This is a genomic window from Acinetobacter sp. Ver3 (genome assembly GCF_000632455.1).
In the GTDB taxonomy this organism is placed as follows: Bacteria; Pseudomonadota; Gammaproteobacteria; order Pseudomonadales; family Moraxellaceae; genus Acinetobacter.
This window is the reverse complement of the sequence record NZ_JFYL01000008.1, coordinates 21,578-38,442: the sequence shown is the minus strand read 5'-3', so window position 1 is coordinate 38,442 and position 16,865 is coordinate 21,578. Positions and strand designations below refer to the sequence as shown.

Annotated in this window: 22 protein-coding genes; all 22 read left to right on the top strand. The window is 43.5% G+C overall.

What is annotated here, in order from left to right:
- Positions 1 to 39: 39 nt before the first annotated feature.
- The 22 genes from CL42_RS04040 to CL42_RS03935 all read left to right on the top strand — a co-directional run bounded on the left by CL42_RS04040 (position 40) and on the right by CL42_RS03935 (position 16,830).
- Positions 40 to 519 carry a DUF2280 domain-containing protein gene (locus CL42_RS04040; protein WP_035265454.1) on the top strand — a complete coding sequence of 160 codons (480 nt, stop codon included), beginning with the start codon at positions 40 to 42 and terminating at the stop codon, positions 517 to 519.
- Entirely contained in the window at positions 497 to 2,023 is a 1,527-nt protein-coding gene (terL, locus tag CL42_RS04035) for a phage terminase large subunit (RefSeq protein WP_035265453.1), read from the top strand. Before CL42_RS04040 ends, terL begins: the two co-directional genes overlap by 23 nt.
- Positions 2,024 to 2,073: 50 nt before the next feature.
- Positions 2,074 to 3,387, top strand: a complete 1,314-nt coding sequence (locus tag CL42_RS04030; protein WP_035265522.1) for a DUF1073 domain-containing protein — start codon at positions 2,074 to 2,076, stop codon at positions 3,385 to 3,387.
- Complete coding sequence (locus CL42_RS04025; RefSeq protein ID WP_035265451.1) at positions 3,362 to 4,171, top strand: phage minor head protein; 810 nt, start codon at positions 3,362 to 3,364, stop codon at positions 4,169 to 4,171. The genes CL42_RS04030 and CL42_RS04025 overlap by 26 nt, the downstream gene beginning before the upstream one ends.
- A 47-nt stretch (positions 4,172 to 4,218) precedes the next feature.
- Positions 4,219 to 4,410, top strand: a complete 192-nt coding sequence (locus CL42_RS04020; RefSeq protein WP_035265450.1) for a hypothetical protein — start codon at positions 4,219 to 4,221, stop codon at positions 4,408 to 4,410.
- Between the two features lie 60 nt (positions 4,411 to 4,470).
- Positions 4,471 to 4,956 carry a hypothetical protein gene (locus CL42_RS04015; protein ID WP_035265448.1) on the top strand — a complete coding sequence of 162 codons (486 nt, stop codon included), beginning with the start codon at positions 4,471 to 4,473 and terminating at the stop codon, positions 4,954 to 4,956.
- Positions 4,957 to 4,959: 3 nt separating this feature from the next.
- On the top strand, positions 4,960 to 6,147 hold the full coding sequence (locus CL42_RS04010; protein WP_035265446.1) for a DUF2213 domain-containing protein: 1,188 nt from the start codon (positions 4,960 to 4,962) through the stop codon (positions 6,145 to 6,147).
- 14 nt (positions 6,148 to 6,161) lie between these two features.
- Positions 6,162 to 6,632: a hypothetical protein gene (locus tag CL42_RS04005; RefSeq protein ID WP_035265444.1), complete on the top strand. Its 471-nt coding sequence runs from the start codon at positions 6,162 to 6,164 to the stop codon at positions 6,630 to 6,632.
- 6 nt (positions 6,633 to 6,638) lie between these two features.
- Positions 6,639 to 7,634 carry a DUF2184 domain-containing protein gene (locus CL42_RS04000; RefSeq protein ID WP_035265443.1) on the top strand — a complete coding sequence of 332 codons (996 nt, stop codon included), beginning with the start codon at positions 6,639 to 6,641 and terminating at the stop codon, positions 7,632 to 7,634.
- 13 nt (positions 7,635 to 7,647) lie between these two features.
- Positions 7,648 to 8,034, top strand: a complete 387-nt coding sequence (locus CL42_RS03995) for a hypothetical protein (protein ID WP_035265441.1) — start codon at positions 7,648 to 7,650, stop codon at positions 8,032 to 8,034.
- A gap of 8 nt (positions 8,035 to 8,042) precedes the next feature.
- Positions 8,043 to 8,426: a DUF4054 domain-containing protein gene (locus CL42_RS03990; protein WP_034703003.1), complete on the top strand. Its 384-nt coding sequence runs from the start codon at positions 8,043 to 8,045 to the stop codon at positions 8,424 to 8,426.
- Positions 8,427 to 8,435: 9 nt separating this feature from the next.
- On the top strand, positions 8,436 to 8,627 hold the full coding sequence (locus CL42_RS03985) for a hypothetical protein (RefSeq protein ID WP_035265439.1): 192 nt from the start codon (positions 8,436 to 8,438) through the stop codon (positions 8,625 to 8,627).
- Between the two features lie 7 nt (positions 8,628 to 8,634).
- Positions 8,635 to 9,117, top strand: a complete 483-nt coding sequence (locus CL42_RS03980) for a hypothetical protein (protein WP_035265438.1) — start codon at positions 8,635 to 8,637, stop codon at positions 9,115 to 9,117.
- On the top strand, positions 9,110 to 9,550 hold the full coding sequence (locus CL42_RS03975) for a hypothetical protein (protein ID WP_035265436.1): 441 nt from the start codon (positions 9,110 to 9,112) through the stop codon (positions 9,548 to 9,550). The genes CL42_RS03980 and CL42_RS03975 overlap by 8 nt, the downstream gene beginning before the upstream one ends.
- Before the next feature lie 58 nt (positions 9,551 to 9,608).
- Entirely contained in the window at positions 9,609 to 10,370 is a 762-nt protein-coding gene (locus CL42_RS03970; protein WP_035265434.1) for a hypothetical protein, read from the top strand.
- A 6-nt stretch (positions 10,371 to 10,376) separates the two neighbouring features.
- Positions 10,377 to 10,697 (top strand): hypothetical protein, encoded by a 321-nt coding sequence (locus tag CL42_RS03965; protein ID WP_035265433.1) that lies wholly within the window; start codon positions 10,377 to 10,379, stop codon positions 10,695 to 10,697.
- 26 nt (positions 10,698 to 10,723) lie between these two features.
- Positions 10,724 to 10,960 (top strand): hypothetical protein, encoded by a 237-nt coding sequence (locus CL42_RS03960; RefSeq protein ID WP_035265520.1) that lies wholly within the window; start codon positions 10,724 to 10,726, stop codon positions 10,958 to 10,960.
- Positions 10,961 to 11,035: 75 nt separating this feature from the next.
- Positions 11,036 to 11,752 carry a hypothetical protein gene (locus CL42_RS03955; RefSeq protein WP_035265431.1) on the top strand — a complete coding sequence of 239 codons (717 nt, stop codon included), beginning with the start codon at positions 11,036 to 11,038 and terminating at the stop codon, positions 11,750 to 11,752.
- Positions 11,753 to 11,794: 42 nt separating this feature from the next.
- Positions 11,795 to 12,259 carry a hypothetical protein gene (locus CL42_RS03950; protein ID WP_035265429.1) on the top strand — a complete coding sequence of 155 codons (465 nt, stop codon included), beginning with the start codon at positions 11,795 to 11,797 and terminating at the stop codon, positions 12,257 to 12,259.
- A gap of 70 nt (positions 12,260 to 12,329) precedes the next feature.
- Positions 12,330 to 15,311 carry a cell envelope integrity protein TolA gene (locus tag CL42_RS03945; RefSeq protein ID WP_035265428.1) on the top strand — a complete coding sequence of 994 codons (2,982 nt, stop codon included), beginning with the start codon at positions 12,330 to 12,332 and terminating at the stop codon, positions 15,309 to 15,311.
- 11 nt (positions 15,312 to 15,322) lie between these two features.
- Positions 15,323 to 15,976 carry a DUF2460 domain-containing protein gene (locus CL42_RS03940; protein ID WP_035265427.1) on the top strand — a complete coding sequence of 218 codons (654 nt, stop codon included), beginning with the start codon at positions 15,323 to 15,325 and terminating at the stop codon, positions 15,974 to 15,976.
- Complete coding sequence (locus CL42_RS03935) at positions 15,973 to 16,830, top strand: DUF2163 domain-containing protein (protein WP_035265426.1); 858 nt, start codon at positions 15,973 to 15,975, stop codon at positions 16,828 to 16,830. Before CL42_RS03940 ends, CL42_RS03935 begins: the two co-directional genes overlap by 4 nt.
- The last annotated feature ends 35 nt before the right edge of the window (positions 16,831 to 16,865 follow it).

The following is a 16,865-nucleotide window of genomic DNA, read 5'->3' as shown; positions in this document are numbered from 1 at the left end:
TGCCCACTTTCCTTGATGTACCTTGATGGATGGTGATTTATGGCAAGACTTAAAAAACTCGAAAAAGCCTTTATTGTACGGTCACTTGCACAGTTCATGACACCGACTCAGGTGGTAGAAGAGATCAAGGTAAAATTCAATATTGATGTCACACCTCAGCAAGTCGAATGCTACGACCCAACCAAGGTGGCTGGTGCTGATTTATCTGAAGAGTTTGTGGATCTATTCCATGAGGCACGGAAGAAATACATTGAGCAGCCGATCTACAACATTGAAGGCGCAAACGACATTGTTCAGCTGAAAATCCTCAGTGATCTTCTGATTAAGAAGAAAAATAATACACGTGATGCAATCAAGCTTTCCGATCAGATTCAAAAAATCATCAAGGGCTTTTACGAAAAGAAATTTGAAATCACAGGTGCTGACGGTGGACCATTACAAAGCGAAAATGTTACCTACGTGGATGCTAGCCCTGAATTAGTGAAGCAGGTGTTAGATGAACTCGAAAGTAAATACTAGACCGCTTGAGATAAAGATCGAACGTGAGAAATGCGAACGTGAACATTTGTTTTTCACACGGCGTTTTTTCATGCCGAGAATGGGCTTTAAGTTCTCAGTCAATTGGCATCATGAATACATTGCTTGGGCAATTGATGAGGTCATTGCTGGTCGCATTGATAACTTGGTGATTAACGTCCCACCTGGTAGTGGTAAAACTGAATTACTGACAAATCTGATCGCACGCGGTATCGCACGAAACCAGCGCTCACGATTCTTGTATTTGTCATTCTCGCAGTCACTTGTAGAGGATGTTTCATCCACGGCGCGAAACATCGTTAAATCGGCAGATTTTCAGGGCTTATGGCCAGTTAAGATCTCGACCAGTACCGATGCTAAGGCAAGCTGGAAAACGACTGTAGACGGCTATGAGGCAGGGCACGTTTATTCAGCTTCGATGGGTGGTCAAGTTACGGGCCGCCGTGCAGGTACTTTGGCAGATGCTGGATTTACCGGTGCCATTATCCTGGACGATCCGCTCAAGCCTGAAGATGCATTTAGTAAGACGGCACGTAACAAGGCAAATCGTAAGATTCTGAACACGGTCAACTCACGTAAAGCCAAATCATCTACACCGATTATTCTGATTATGCAGCGTTTACACGTTGAGGATCCGACTAACTTTGTGATGACTGGCAACGTGCCAGGGAAATGGCATCAGATCTCGATACCGGCACTGATTGATGATGCTTACATCAATACCTTGCCTGAGCATATACGCCGTAAAGTGCCACGTGATGTCGAGCGTGATGAGAAAGGACGTCAGAGTTATTGGCCACTGAAAGAGTCGTTACAGTCATTACTGCAGTTAGAGAAGGGCGGTCAGGATAAAGACGGCGCTACAGTGTCACGTTATACGTTCAGCAGTCAGTACCAGCAAGAGCCTAAAAAGCTTGGTGGTGATCTTGTTAAGGCTGAATGGTTCGATAGGTACCATGAGTTACCAGTACTCAAGTGGCGTGCAATATGGGCAGATACGGCGCAAAAAACCAAAGAGCATAACGACTATTCAGTGTTCTTATGTGCAGGGCTTGGTTATGACAATCGCTTGTACATCATCGACGTGCGCCGTGGCAAATGGGAAGCACCTGAGCTGATTAAGGAAGCTAAGGCTTTCATCAATAAGCATAAGGAAAGCAATACCAAGATCGGCAAGCTTCGATACATGGCCATTGAGGATAAAGCATCTGGAACGATGCTGATTCAAAACATTTCGCGTGAAACCACATTACCGATCAAAGCGATTCAGCGTGATACAGACAAGCTGACTCGTACTATGGATGTGGTGTTCTATGTTGAAGATCGCCGTGTTGTTCTACCTGTGAGTGCACCGTGGTTATTGAATTATGTTGAAGAAATCGAGGGTCTTAAAGCCGACTTCACACATGAGCATGATGACCAATGGGACCCTACCATCGATGCGATTAATGACTCACTTGCGAAAAAGCCGACTGTATTTGATTAGAGGTATTTATGGCTAAAGATAAAAACAATGCAGACGGCAAGCTTAAAACCATGGTCGCTGATGCTGTCAAAAAAGCAATCAACGCCATTGGCGATGCTGGTGCATATACCAACTTGGTATCCAATATTGGTACCGAGCGTGACAAAGCTACAGGTGGCAAGTTCGTCCGTAAAGACATTGACGATGATCAACTTGAAGCGGTGTATCAGAATTGGCTTGCACGCCGTATTGTCAATCGCCCTGCATCTGACATGCTGCGTGCTGGATGGTTCTATGAAGGCATTCAAGGTGATGATTTAAAACGCCTTGAGGAAGCGTGTAAGGCATTTAACTTAGAGCATGTGCTTTTATCAGGCCTAATCCTGTCTCGCCTCTACGGCGTTGTGTATATCCTGCTTGGAACGGCTGACGGCGCTGCCTTAGGCCAATCTTTAGATATTTCCAAACTCGGCCAAGGTCGTTTGGAATTCTTTACGGTCGTGAAAAAGAAATACATCACGGCGGATAAAAATAGCTATTTGCCACCGTCGGCATGCTGTGGATTGCTAAAACAGCCTGAATTTTACGAAATGAAAATGGGGAGTGAGGCGAAAAAGCGCATTCATCATACTCGCTTGATTCGTATTGCTCATGCCGATGTGGTCAATGAAGAGCCTCAAAGCATTCTGCAAGAAGTCTATGAGGATCTGCTGGATCATGCCAGCGTGAAGCGTGGATCTGCTAGCCTTATTCATGAATCAAAGATTGATGTCATTCAAACGCCGAACTTGGTCGATAAGATTAGAGAAGATATGAAAGGCGTCATGGAACGTTTCATGTCTGTGGGGCTGATGAAAAGCTTAAACGGCATGCTGGTCCTTGATGCCGAAGAAAAGTACGAATCAAAAACGTATAGTTTCGGCGGCTTGCCTGACATGATGCGTGAATTCTCGGTACAGACGGCGGGTGCGGCAGATATTCCCTATACGATTCTATTTGGACAATCACCTGCGGGAATGAATGCAACCGGTGAGCATGACACTCGTAATTATTACGACTCGATTGCCACTAAGCAGGAATGGGACCTCAAGCCGATCTTGATGAAGTTTCTCGCCGTGATCTGTCAGTCTACATTTGGGCGTCAAATACCTGAGCTGAATGTCGTATTTAATCCGCTTTGGCAATTAGATGCGAAAGTCCGTGCAGAGGTGGAAAAAGCCAATGCTGAGCGTGATGAGAAGTATCTCAATATGGGAATCATCACTGAGCCACAGATCGCACGTCAGCTTAATATCGACGGCGTTTACTCTGTGATTGGTGAAGATCACATTAAATTGCTGGAAACCATGGTGAAGCCAAATGACGACGATCATACAGATCCTTAAGCCTCAAATTCAGCAGATCAAGAAGCGCAAGAAAGGGCGCAAGGCTAAACCTAGGGCAGTCAAGGTCAATCGCCGTGTTGAGTTGTTCTATACACGTCAGCTTTTGGAAATCTCCAAATATTGCCAAGACCAAACCAAGGATTTTGTTTTACCTGCGGTAGGTCAGAACATTGGTGATAGCTGGGTGACGGATCTATTCACGGCGTTACGTGAAAAGATGGTCAAGTACACCATGGAAGTATCAGTATCTTTGGCCACTAAAGTGGTCATGGATACCAGTAAGGAAGTGGATAAGCAGATTGCCAGCCATACCAAGACCATCCTTGGTGTGGACCTTACGCCGTTTTTCCGTGGTTCTGATATTCAGGATGTAATTGATAATCAGATTGCTGCCAACGTTTCGCTGATTAAGTCTATTCCAAGTCAGTACACCGATAAGCTTGAAGCCTTGGTGATGAATGCCTTGCAGACAGGGCAGACCAATGAGGAATTAGCTCAGGAAATTAAAAAGCTAGGGCATAGTACGGATATTCGTGCACGACTCATTGCGCGTGATCAGATGGGCAAGATCAACGGCGCAATCAATAAGAAGCGTCAAACGTCGATGGGTGTGGAAACATACGATTACTTAACGGCAAAGGATGAAAGGGTTCGACCTTTATGTCGTCGTCATCATGGGCAAACATTTCGATGGGATACGCCACCTGAAGGTGGTCACCCTGGTGAAAAGATTGGTTGCCGATGCACGGCAGTGCCGAATTATGAAGACATCCTGATTGATTAAATTTTATAACTTTCATAAAGTTGATTCTCATTAGATAGGAATTATTTATGAAAGTTGAAATTATTAGTCATGATCATTTAGCCATTGATGCAGATTTAGAGGTTGTGCCTCGAATTGGTGAAATATTTTCCGGTACAAATGAAAACGGCGACGAAGTTTCAGGTACCGTTCGTGACGTTGAACATAGTTATAATGCTGTAAAACGTGAACACCATATACGAGTGTTTTTAAAATCTTGATTGATCTTGAACATTGACCCACTTCGGTGGGTTTTTTATTGCCCACAGAAAGGTGATGTCATGCGTAAAAAGAAATTTTCCAAGGAGCGTTTTTATCGCCGTCTGGAAGCTCAGAATATCAAAGCAGTGCCTCTGCCTACTGACTGGGATGTGATGCAAAGCGGTTACCCTGATTGCTTAATTTACCCAGACTTCTGTAGCAATATGGAAGCAGATCTGATTCGCAATCCACTCTATTCAAAACGCCGTGGACGTGGTGGCTTCGTAGAGCATGAAGCCTTGGGATTTGATGAGTCATTCCAGCAATTACAAAGTGCTGAATCAGCAGAAAACTTAAGAGCCGATGGGCTCTTTTTTAATGCCCAAAATTCAGCAAAACAGCCTGAGCCTAAACCTGAATTTGTGCCACCTCCACCATTAGAAGAGATTGGAGCATCTGAGCCGGAAAACGATTCAGGATTGTTTGGATTGTGCTTTTTACACATGGCGGCAATCGTAGCTTGTGCACTTCTTTTATGCGGCATCTTACAAAAGCTGAGTCATTAACTCATGAAACTCATTTACCAACTCAAAATTGGTGACTTTGCACCAAGCGAAAGTACACGCTCATTTACTCAAGAAGGGTATCTGAAATGCGTCAATGTACGCTTGGCCAAAGCACCTCAAGTCCGTCAGTACTACGCTTATGAATTTCCGAATTTGGAAGGCTATTCAGCGGATCAGGTCATCAATGTCTATGTGGCAGCCGATGACTTATTTAAGCCTGAAGTAATCAAAAGTTTCAACGGCGTAGATACTACAGACTATCACCCACCAAAAAATGAAATCAATGCTTCCAACTGGAAGGAATACCACATTGGCGAATGTGAAAACGTGCGCCAAGAAGGTGATTTCATGGTCGGTGACCTGATCATTAAAGATCAGAACAGTATCAATGCCATTCAAAACAATGAGCGTGTCGAAATCTCATTGGGCTATGCGGCTGATCTTGTCCTTGAACAAGGTACAGCACCAGACGGTACGCCGTATCAAGCCCGGTTTATTAATTTTAAAGGCAATCACGTGGCGCTGGTGAAATACGGTCGCTGTGGCGGTGATTGTCGCGTCGGTGACCAAAACCCAAACCCAACAGAGGGAAAAACAATGGAAGTAGTTGTAAACGGTATTCGTTTCGATATCGGCGATAACAAGCCCTTAGCGGATGCCTTAAAAATCCAGCAAGACCAGATTGAAAACTTGAAAGCGGCAAAACTGAAAGTCGGTGACAAGCAATTTGCCATTGGTGATGAATTACCAGCGGTTCAAGCAGTGGTTGATACCTTGCAGACTGAAAATGCTGAACTGAAGCAAAAAGTTGGTGATCTTGAGAAAAACCAAATCACACCGGAAAAGCTTGATCAGGTCGTCGCTGAACGTGCGTCAGTGGTTGCGGATGCCGTTGCATTGGTACCAGGTATTAAAACTGAAGGCTGTTCATGTGAGCAAATCAAACGTGATGTGATTGCAGCCAAAGCAGGTGACACATTGGTGACCGCTGTACTCGGTGGTGTCGCCGTGGGTGATGCTAAACCTGAACAGATCGACACGGTCTTCCGCGCACTGTCAGCAGTGAAGTCGACCACACCAGGCAATGCAGTCGGTGATGCATTACATCAACAGCAACAACAGCAAAACCAAGGTCAAGCCCCTAAAGAAAATAAGGGTTATGACAAGTCTGCTGCATACAAAACAATTTAAGGGGAACTTTAATCATGGTTCAGCAATTAAATGCGGTAGTCGGTCAACGTGGCCGTTTAACTGCCAAAGAGGTTGTACTGTCCTTACCGCTTTCAGGTCTGACTTTAGTCAATGATGGTGATGTGGTTGTCCGCACGACTGATGGCAAATCTGTAACGGCTGTGTCAGGTGCTACACCTGCACGTTTTGGTGTCGTGGTACGCCACGGCGTTGGTAAATCAGGCAAAACGGCGGCTGGCAAAGAAGCCTATAAAGCGGCTGATATGGTGCCAGTGATGTTTGAAGGTGCTATTTGGGTCAAGCCTACAGCGCCAATCACTGACATTACTGCCAAGGTTTATGTGAAGACTGCCAATGGTACGACTGCAGCACCGTTGGGTTCATTGTCGAGCTCAGCAACTGATGGAACAGAATTGCCTGGTGCAGCATGGGAAACCGTGACTGGTGCCGATGGTTTAGCCCTTCTTAATCTTCGTGGAGCTTAATAGAACATGAGCAAATTAGTAAAAATGAAAGCGCGTTTAACGCCGATTTCATACGCCATTCAGGCACAGGTGGGTGATGCGTTCAATATGGACGCATTGGCACAGCTTTTCATTAAGCTTGAAGAACAAAACGAAATTACTCCACAGCTTCAGCAGGTTCTGGACTATGCCAAATTCATTCCAGTGATGGATGTGCAAGCGGTGTACGGTGGTGGCGAAATTCTTTCACGTAAAAAAGGCGTGGGTATCGGCAAAGACTATGCAGGTACTGGTGATGATATCCCGCTTGCAGAAGTGGAATACGATACTGTGCAATTGCCTGTGAAAGTCGGCACGATCGGTTACCAATATTCAATTGTTGAATTGGCAACAGCTCAGGCAATGAACCTTACGCTTGAAGCTGACAAGGTTCAGGCGGCAAACTTGGCTGCAGAAAAACACATGTCAAATGTGGCTTGGTATGGCTACACCACTGCCAATGCAAGCGGTCAGCTTACTCAGGTCAATGGCTTCCTGAATCAAACAGGTGTGACTGTTGTGACGGCGCAATACAACTGGGCAACTGCAACGATTGAACAGGTTCTTTCAGACTTCAATAAATCGCTTGCAGATGCAACGAATCAGTTTGATGGTGATGCATCGATTGAGCCTGACACATACATCCTGGCATCGAATCAATATTCGAATCTTGCCAACCGTATTGTGCCTGATTCAGGCGGTAAAACGTTCCTTGACTGGGTGACTGAAAAGAACATTTTCGCTACTCAAGGCAAGCCATTGACCATTCGTGGTTCTGGTCGCGGTAATGGTAAAGGCACTGCAAATGCAGACCGCTCGATCATTTATCGCCGTGATCCATCATGCATCCAGTTCAAAGGTAACAGCGTTGAGTTCTTGACGGCACAACCAAAAGGCTTAGATGTGCTGGTACCTGGTCACTACAAATATCAGGGTGTTTGGCTGAAGCGTGTTGATTCGCTTCGTTACCTTGACCATGCATAAGGATTAAAACCACATGGCTAAATATTCATACACATACAGCGGCTCTAATGCCGCTTTTGTTTTTGCGGGTATTGCGTCTTTGCCCACAGGTATAGCCGTATTGCTTGAAGCCGATCAGCACAAAGCACTTCAAAAGAATAAGTTTGCCAAGCATCTGACTGATGCAGGTGAGCTAAGCATTGAAGAAATTGCAGAAGTTGGTGACTCAAAACCTGCTTCAGGTCGTGGTAAAGGCGCTCAATCAGGTAAAAATGACGACGGTAAAGGCAAGGATGAATCCAAACCTGCTGAACTTACGATTGATGACGTGCGTAAGGCACTGACTGATCTTGAAATCACCTTTGCTGAAGATGAAACCCTTGAGCAGTTGCAAGAAAAACTTGCTCAAGCTACCGAATAAGGTGAGCTATGGACCCACAAGCTTTTAAGTTGAAGTTTAAGTACGACACGGCGCTGATGAATCTACCCGATGCAGAAATTGCAGACGCATTAGAGGAAGCGGATCTCGTAGTGAAGTCACTTGAATTTGGTGATCTGAAAGAACGTGCTGTGGGTCTATATGCAGCACACATTCTCAAGGTTGCACTCAAATCAAAGTCAGGTAACAGCTTTTCAGATGCCTCGAGTATGACCATTGCAGGTCAGAGCGTGAGCTTTTCACGTTCGGGTACCGATGCGTTTTATAACCAAAGCATTTATGGCCAGCGTTACTTGGCATTAAAAAATTCAATTCCAATTGGCAATGATGGTACCAATCCTAATCGTTTGGGTGTTGGTGCTTTCGTTGTTTAGGAGCAAGGCATGTCATTTAAGTATCAAGCGCCTGAAAATTTCAAAGCGACTTCGCTTGAAATTGCAGGTACCACATACAAGGTTAAAGACGGTGTGATCGAGTCGGATACCGACATTGCGCACATCTTGGCACCGCATGGTTTTAAACGTGCTGTAGAAACCAAAGCAGAACCTAAAAAAGAAACTGCTGCTGCAAAGTAGGTGATGTATGAGTGATTACCGTGTTGATGCTGATGTTGATTTTAACGAGGTCAATGAGCGTGTACGTGCTGAAATACGGCGCACGGTAAATGCACTCACACTTAAACTTCAGCGCACCATTCAAGAAGACATGCTGACAGGTCAGCGCTTGAATGTGCAGTCTGGGCGTTTAAGAGGATCCGTTTCATCCAAGGTGGAAGAGGATAAGGACTGGATCGAGGGTACAGTCGGTGCAGGTGGTGCTTTGGTACCGTATGCCTTTGCTCATGAATTTGGGCTTAAGGGTGCAATGGCCATTAAGGCGCATCTTCGGATGATCAAGAAAGTCTTTGGTCAGCCGATCACACCGCGTCAAATCATGATCAAAGCCCATTCACGTAAAGTGGATATGAAAGAGCGCCGTTTCATGCGTGATTCATTGGATGAAGTGGCGAAGATCGTACCCAAGAACATTGATGCTGCAATTCAAAGGGGTTTAAGCAGTGAATAGTGAAACCATTTACCAGGCATTGTTTAACCGTCTTTCAGGCATCGATGGTTTTGTGACGACATCACGAAGACTTAAGCATTTCAACAATGTGGCACCTGATGCGCGTCCAGCTTTGTTTATCACTCAAGGCAATCAAACCGAAGTCCCTGTGAAAGGCTTGGATGCCAAGGTTGAGCTTGAAGCGGAAGTGTATATCTACATTCATGAAAATGATCCAGCCATACCGCCGTCAGTACAGTTGAATCAGATGATTGATCGGGTTCGTACTAAGCTTGCGCCTGACCATCCTGATATGTGCGAATACCAAACCTTAGGTGGCTTGGTCGAACATTGTTGGATAGAGGGCACGATTGAAGTCTTCGAAGCCGTTGAAGGTATGCTGGATGATCAAGGTATTGCCATCATTCCGATACGGATCCTCACCACAACCTAAAGCAAAACAATATTCATGACCGCCACTACGGCGGTTTTCTCATTTTTAAGAGGTCAATATGGCTCAATATTTATTTGGTGCCGGCAAAATCTTTGTCACACCATTACAGGATGTGCATGGTAATCCCATCACCAATGGCACACCAGTTGAAGTCGGTGTACTGCAATCCACGTCAGTGGATATCAGCTATGACTTAAAAGAACTCTATGGCCGTGGTCAGTTCGCCGTAGATGCCGCACGTGGTAAAGGTTCGATTAAGTGTAAAGCGACCATGGGTCGTATCAATGGCGCATTACTGAATTCTGTGTTCTTCGGTGGCGTGGTCACTGATGGTGGTATTACTGCAGTTGCTCAAACCATCAATGGTGAAGTCGTTGCAGCGTCAGTTACGCCAGTGGTCCCGAATAGCGGTACATTCGTAAAAGATTTGGGTGTGACGGATGGTAAAGCAATTCCGTTAAAGCGTGTTGCAACCGCACCGACCACAGGTCAGTACAGCGTAGATGAAGCGACAGGTGTTTATACCTTTGCAGCAGCTGATGTCGGTAAAACCGTATTTATCAGCTTTAAATACACTGCGACGGTGGCAGGTGCCAAGTCTGGAATCGTAAGTAACTTGGATATGGGTTATACGCCTGAATTCAGTGTTGATCTGATGCGCGACTACAAAGGTAAATTCTTTGGAATGGAATTCTTCCGCTGTGTTAGCAACAAATTGGCGTTCAGCTCAAAACAGGATGATTACGATCTACCTGAATTTGAATTCCAGCCAATGGCTGACGACTTAAACCGCGTCTTCAAATGGACTACTTCGGAGTAATACCAAATGCAATTTAACCAGGTCGAAAACCCACGTGGTAATCCGCTTAAAATTAATGGCCAGATTTGGATTTTTGCGCCGTTGTCCTTAGGTGCTGCTGAAAAGCTGATGCCGAAGCTTAAAACCTTTGATCCAAGTGACTTTGCTTTAGTGGCAGATGTTGCTTTTAAATCCTTAAAGCGCAATTACCCTGACATTACACGTGAATACGTGGCTGATGAACTGCTAGATATTGGTCACGTGAATGACGTATTTGAAACGGTCATGGGTGCATCAGGTCTGGTTTATACAGGTGATGAACCTCAAGAAGGTGAATCGGGGGAATAGACTGGGAGGAGCTGTACACGCATTTGGTGCTGACTTTGGGCAAGGATTACGACTATGTGCGTAATGAATTGGATTTCCCTAGAGTTAAGGCATTGAATGCGTATCATAAGCAGTGTCCTCCCAGCCATGTCGGTATTCAGCGTTTATGCCGAATCCTTGAAGCGTTTATGGGGATTGAAGACAGTACCAGTTCAGATGATTTGCAAAACGATGATGAAGATGATTTGTTTGCGGATCTGCAGAACTTTCCTCAGGGTGGCTAAGGTTGCCCTGATTGATTTATATACTTGAGTTGGTTAAAGTTTGTATGACTTATATAACAATCAACTGAGTTCTTTATGAAAAATATTTTAATGGCTGGGGTAATTAGTCTTTTTTTAGTTGGGTGCAGCAATCCAAAATCAGCTCAAATTCCTACAGATCCAGAGAAATGGGAAGAGCTCAAACCTCAAATTGAAAAGTTGAATGAAGAAGATAAAAAATTACTTACTCAATTCTTGATGCGTAAAGGAATGGGGGCAGCTTTCGGTGGAGATGGTATCGAACCTGGAACAACAGTAGGCGACGCTATTAAAGAACAAAAAAAATGGCTAGAAGACAAAGATGCTAAGGAAAAAGCTCAGGCTGAATTAAAAGCAAAGATTGAAGCTGAAAATGCAGCTGTCAAAAAACAAATGGATGGAATTCTTACAGCAGCAATTGTTTCCAAGTCTGGGCATGCTCGTTATGAATATATTGATAAAATTACTGATATCGAATTCCAACTAGCTTTTGAAAACCATAGTGATAAAGATATCGCAGGATTTAAAGGGATAATATCTTTTAAAGATATGTTTGGTGACACTATTAAAAATTTAACTCTTTCATACGATGATGGTGTTAAAGCTAAATCAACTGCCAAGTATGAAGGAAGTACGGATTATAATGAATTCATGGCAGAGGATAGTAAGCTATTGAATACAGACTTGGATAAAATTAAATTTGAGTTTAAACCATCAGTTATCATGTTCACAGATGGAACAAAGATCGAATTAAAGCATTCAGAGCAAGATTAATTTCTATTTTTTAATTCACACATTTTGTTATTTGGAATAATCATGAAAAAAATATTAGGTTTGAGTTTATTGGTGTTAGGTTTAACAGGTTGTGCTACTACATATAAAGCACCAATAACATTAAATCAAAGTGCCAGCGAGCAGGTTCAAGGGACAAAAGAACAAATATTCAAAGCAGCTCAAAGAGCTTTGGCTATTAATGGTGAGCAAATCATGAGTGCTAATGCAGAAGCTGGAGTTATTTCAACTGCAGCACGAGATTTTCGCTTAACCCCATTACAAGCTGACTGTGGCACAACAATGGGTATCGATTATTTGAAAGATAATCGAACCAGTACAAAGGTTGCATACAATATTTTGATTGATAATGGTTCTTTAGATGTCAGAACAACTTTACAAGGTGATTATAAAGTTGGTGACGTGACTCAGAATATAACTCTAACTTGTGTATCACGAGGTGTTTTAGAACAGCAAATGATTCAGAAGATTAAGGCTGAAATAAAGTAATTACATAGAGTTTCATTTTTATTGAAACCGTCCGAAAGGGCGGTTTTTTTATGCCTGTGAGATAGGAATTATGAGCAACAATCGAGTGGAAGTGCACGTTGGTGCGAAGACTTCCGAACTTAAAAAAGGCATGAATGATGCTGAAAAGATCGTTAGCGACGGCGCTAAACGGATTGAGGATACAGGGAATAAAGTAAAATTTAAGCTGGATTTCTCAAGTATTAAAACTGGTTTGGATGACATAACCAAGAATATAAATAATAGGTTTGAGGATATTGGCAAATCAATCTCAGGAAATCTGACTAAAAGCTTTGCTGCGATCGGAGTTGGTATAGCGGCTTCTGTTGGGACAGCAGCTATTGGATTGGCGTCATTAACATCTGAAGTTGGTCGAGCATCTAAAGAATTGGAAATTCAAGCACGCTTGGCTAATACAACCACAAAAGAATTCCAAGAGTGGGCATTTGCTTCTAAATCAGTCATGGTCGAGCAAGACAAACTTTCTGACATCATGAAAGATGTGAATGATAAGTTTGGTGACTTCATGCAAACCGGTGGCGGAGAAATGGCTGATTTCTTCGAAAAAATTGCACCGAAGGTAGGTGTAACCGCTAAAGAGTTCCAAGGTCTTACTGGTCCACAAATCCTCGAAAAGTATTATCAAACTTTAGAGAAAGCAAACGTATCCCAAGCTGAGATGACTTTCTACATGGAGTCAATCGCTAATGATGCAACGCTATTGGCTCCATTGCTTGAGAATAATGCAGAAAAGTTAAAGCAATATTCAAATCAAGCACATGAGCTTGGCTTGATTATGGATCAGGATGCAATTGCGAAGACTAAGGAATTCAATACTGCTTTAAGTACAATCCAGCAAACGATCGACGGTGTATTCACAAGACTGGCAGCTCAAGCAGCACCAGCGCTGACAAACCTGGCAAATGATTTCCTTGGTTTTGCATCAAGATCCAGAGAGGGTATTGATAGTGCAGTCACGGCGATAATCACAACATTCGAGAGCCTCCTCGATATTGTTCAAAGTGTATTTAGTACGATAGGCGGTATTTGGAGTGATTTAACTGCCGATATTGGTGATGGATCAATTCAACAAGTAGGATTCATGGATTTGGTCGCTGGTGCGATGAATGGATTCGCTGCCGTAGCCGTTGGCCTAAAAGTTAGTATTGAAATTGCTTTTGCTGCTATTCGTGCGGTCGTTGCTACAGTGTGCCAAGCAATCAATATTTCAGTGAACACTGTGATGAATGTATTTGGAGGATTCCGAGATACGATTCAATACGGTCTTGATGTCTTGTCTATCAAGTTTCAGACCTTTGGCAATGTTGTCAGCAATGTTTTGAACTTTAACTTCTCAGCTGCCAAAGCATCGTGGGAAAGTGGTCTATCACAATTAGGTTCAATTACTGATCGCTATACAGGTCAGATGCAGTCCCGTCTAACTAATCTAAAAACAAGTTGGAATACCGGTGTAAGCAACACAGCTAATGCTTGGGGTACAGCAGGTTCAGCTATTGTTAATTCTGCAACAACGGGTGGGCAAAGACTCCAAAATCTGTTCTTAAAAAATCCTACTGTAGTCGGATCTGCACCACCACCTACACCATCACCGACATTTAACCCGGGTAAAGGTATTGGCACAGGGGTCAAAGACTCTAAAGGAAGTTCGGCAAAAGCTAAATCTGATGCCGATGCAAAAGCAAGGGAAAGGGCTGCAGAGCAAGAAGCTAAAGCAATTGCTGATATTCGGTATAAGTATGCTACTCAAGAACAGAAAATAAAGCTGGATCTTGAAAAAGCGCTTAAAGAAATTGAAAAAGCCAAAATCACCGATGCTGAAAAGGCTGCTTTTAAGGTACGTGCAGAAAAGGATGCTAGTGACAAGATTGCTGTATTGAATGCTGAAGAGTTTGAAAAAATTAAAGCTATTCGCGAAGCTGAAATTCAAAATAAGCAGCAACAAGCTCAGCGAATCTATGAGATTGAAAAGGCTAATATCCAGGCTGAATTCGATGCTAATAAAATTTCAAATGTTCAAAAAGCACGCCTTGAAAAAGAGTTGGAGGATCAGCTCAGAGCTATCAAGCGTAATGGCTTGCAAGAGCGCCTTGATTTAGAAAATCAAATGTCTGGTATCTCAGGAAAACAGGGTAATCAGAATCAGATTATGAACAATTTTTCTGATTTAGATACTGATCAAAAGGTTTCTGATACCAAACAAGTTGGAGTTCTTTCAGATGCAGAAATGAAAGACTTTGAGGATAAGTTTGGTGGTCTAACATCACGAATGTCTGGTCTATGGGACAAAGGCATTCAGTCCATGATGAATGGAACACTGACTTGGAAAAATGCCATGAATGCCATTTTCACAGAACTTGCAGGGGCATTTATTCAAAGCATGATCACGGCGCCAATGAAAAAGTATGCTGCAAGCTTAGCGACTCGATTGGCTGTAAAGCTTGGATTCATCAAAACTGAAACCGCTGCTGAGGTCACAGGTCAAGCTGCTCAAACTGGCGCCGTAGTCGCTGGTGAAACCACCAAGACCATGGCAACCAGTACAGGTGCTTTAGCGCGTTTGGCCATCAAAGCAGGTGAAGCGATTAAGTCCATCATGATGTATGCCTGGGAAGCGATGGCAGGTGCATTTAAAGCCATGGTATCCATTCCTTACATTGGACCAGTGCTCGCCGTAGCTGCTGGTGCTTCTGCATTGGCATTGGTCGGTGGTCTTGCTGGAAAAATCAAATCTGCTCGAGGAGGTTACGATATTCCTGCAGGTGTGAACCCAGTAACTCAATTGCACGAAGAGGAAATGGTCTTGCCTAAACAGCATGCCAATACGATCCGTGCCCTGGGTAAAAACTTATCCTCCGATGGAGGAATAGGTGGAGGCGGTGGTAGTTCAGCGCAAACCTTTAACAATTTCACGATTCAGGCATGGGATTCAAAAGACGTTCGCCGTTTTATGGAAAAGCATGGTCGTGAATTGGCGGGTGGTCTGAAAGGCTATAACCGTAATTTTGGTCGATAAGGGAGAAAATCGTGTCAGATGTATTGTTTCCTGAATTGCCAGGACTCGAATGGGATCTCAGCAAGAAGCCCATTTTCAATACAAAGATCATGGAATCGGTGAGCGGTCGGGAGCTTCGAGCAAGTTACCAGGCCGTTCCTAAGTATGAAATATCTTTGTCATTTGGTTTTTTACGTGAATCGAAAGGGAAGAATGAATTACAGCAACTCGAAAGTTTTTTTCTAGAACGCCGTGGTGCATTCGATTCTTTTCTTTTCAAAATGCCTGAAGATTGCGATTACACGTGTTCTTACACTGGTGATGGAAGTACGACAAGTTTCCAACTGTATAAGCAGATGCATACATCCGTGATTCCTTTAGCACATACAAAGGCTGAAACGACATTTCAAGTGGATCCAACGTTCTGGAATGAAAACGACAATCAGCAATTTTGGAGTGATAACGACGACGATCTGTTTTGGGATGATACAACTGCAATTATTTCAAAAGATGGAAAGATCACGTTATCCAAACCAATAGACGAAGGCATTAAGTTTGAAGTCGATGGAACATATTACTACCGCTGTCGATTTGCTGATGATGAACAACAGTTTACGAATTTCATGCATAAACTTTGGAATGCAAAAAGAGTTGAACTCGTTGGATCACTAGGAAATAAAGTATGAGAGAAGCTTCTCCAAAATTAATCGAATTGCTTGATGCTGATAAGTTTGTGATGGCAGACCTCTACACCATCACCACTGTTCAAGGTGATGAATTCAGGTATACGAATTATGACTTTGATTTAGTCGTGGCAGGTCAAGTTTACAGCTGTGAAGGTCCAATTATTAGCCGTGAAGGGATCAGTCTGTCTCTCGGTATTGAAGTTGATAATTTATCCATCAATATTGATTGTACTGACGATAACAAATGGAATGGCATCAATGTTGTACAAGCATTTCATAATGGCCAGCTGGACGGTGCTCGATTTAAGTTAGAGCGCATTTTCATAGACATGAACACACCAACAGATACCAGTGCTGGCACAATCAAGTTGTTTGAAGGTCGAATCATTGAGCCTGACTTAGATCGTAATTCAATTCAAGCCAGTGTTGCATCAGATCTGGATGAACTGAACGTGCAGATGCCTCGAAATCTGTATCAGCCAAGTTGTACGAATACATTGTTTGACAGTGCATGCGGTCTATTACGTCAAAATTTCATGGTGCAAACGACTATTGAAACGGGCAGTACTGCAGCACGAATTTTATGCCAGGTGAATCAGCCACAGGGTTGGTTCACGCAAGGCGTAATTGAGTTTTTAGACGGTGGCAATACAGGTCTGAAACGGACGATTCGCATGCATGAATCGGGGGCTTTGTTATTGACTTTGCCATTGTTGGAAGCACCGCAATCAGGGCAACGAATTAAAGTTTATCCAGGATGTGATAAACGTTTAGAAACTTGCCAAAACCGTTTTAATAACTTCAGTCGTTTCCGTGGTGCGCCCTTTATACCAGTGCCTGAAACAGCCGTTTAACCAAATTTGTATTAATCCATACCCAGCAAATGCTG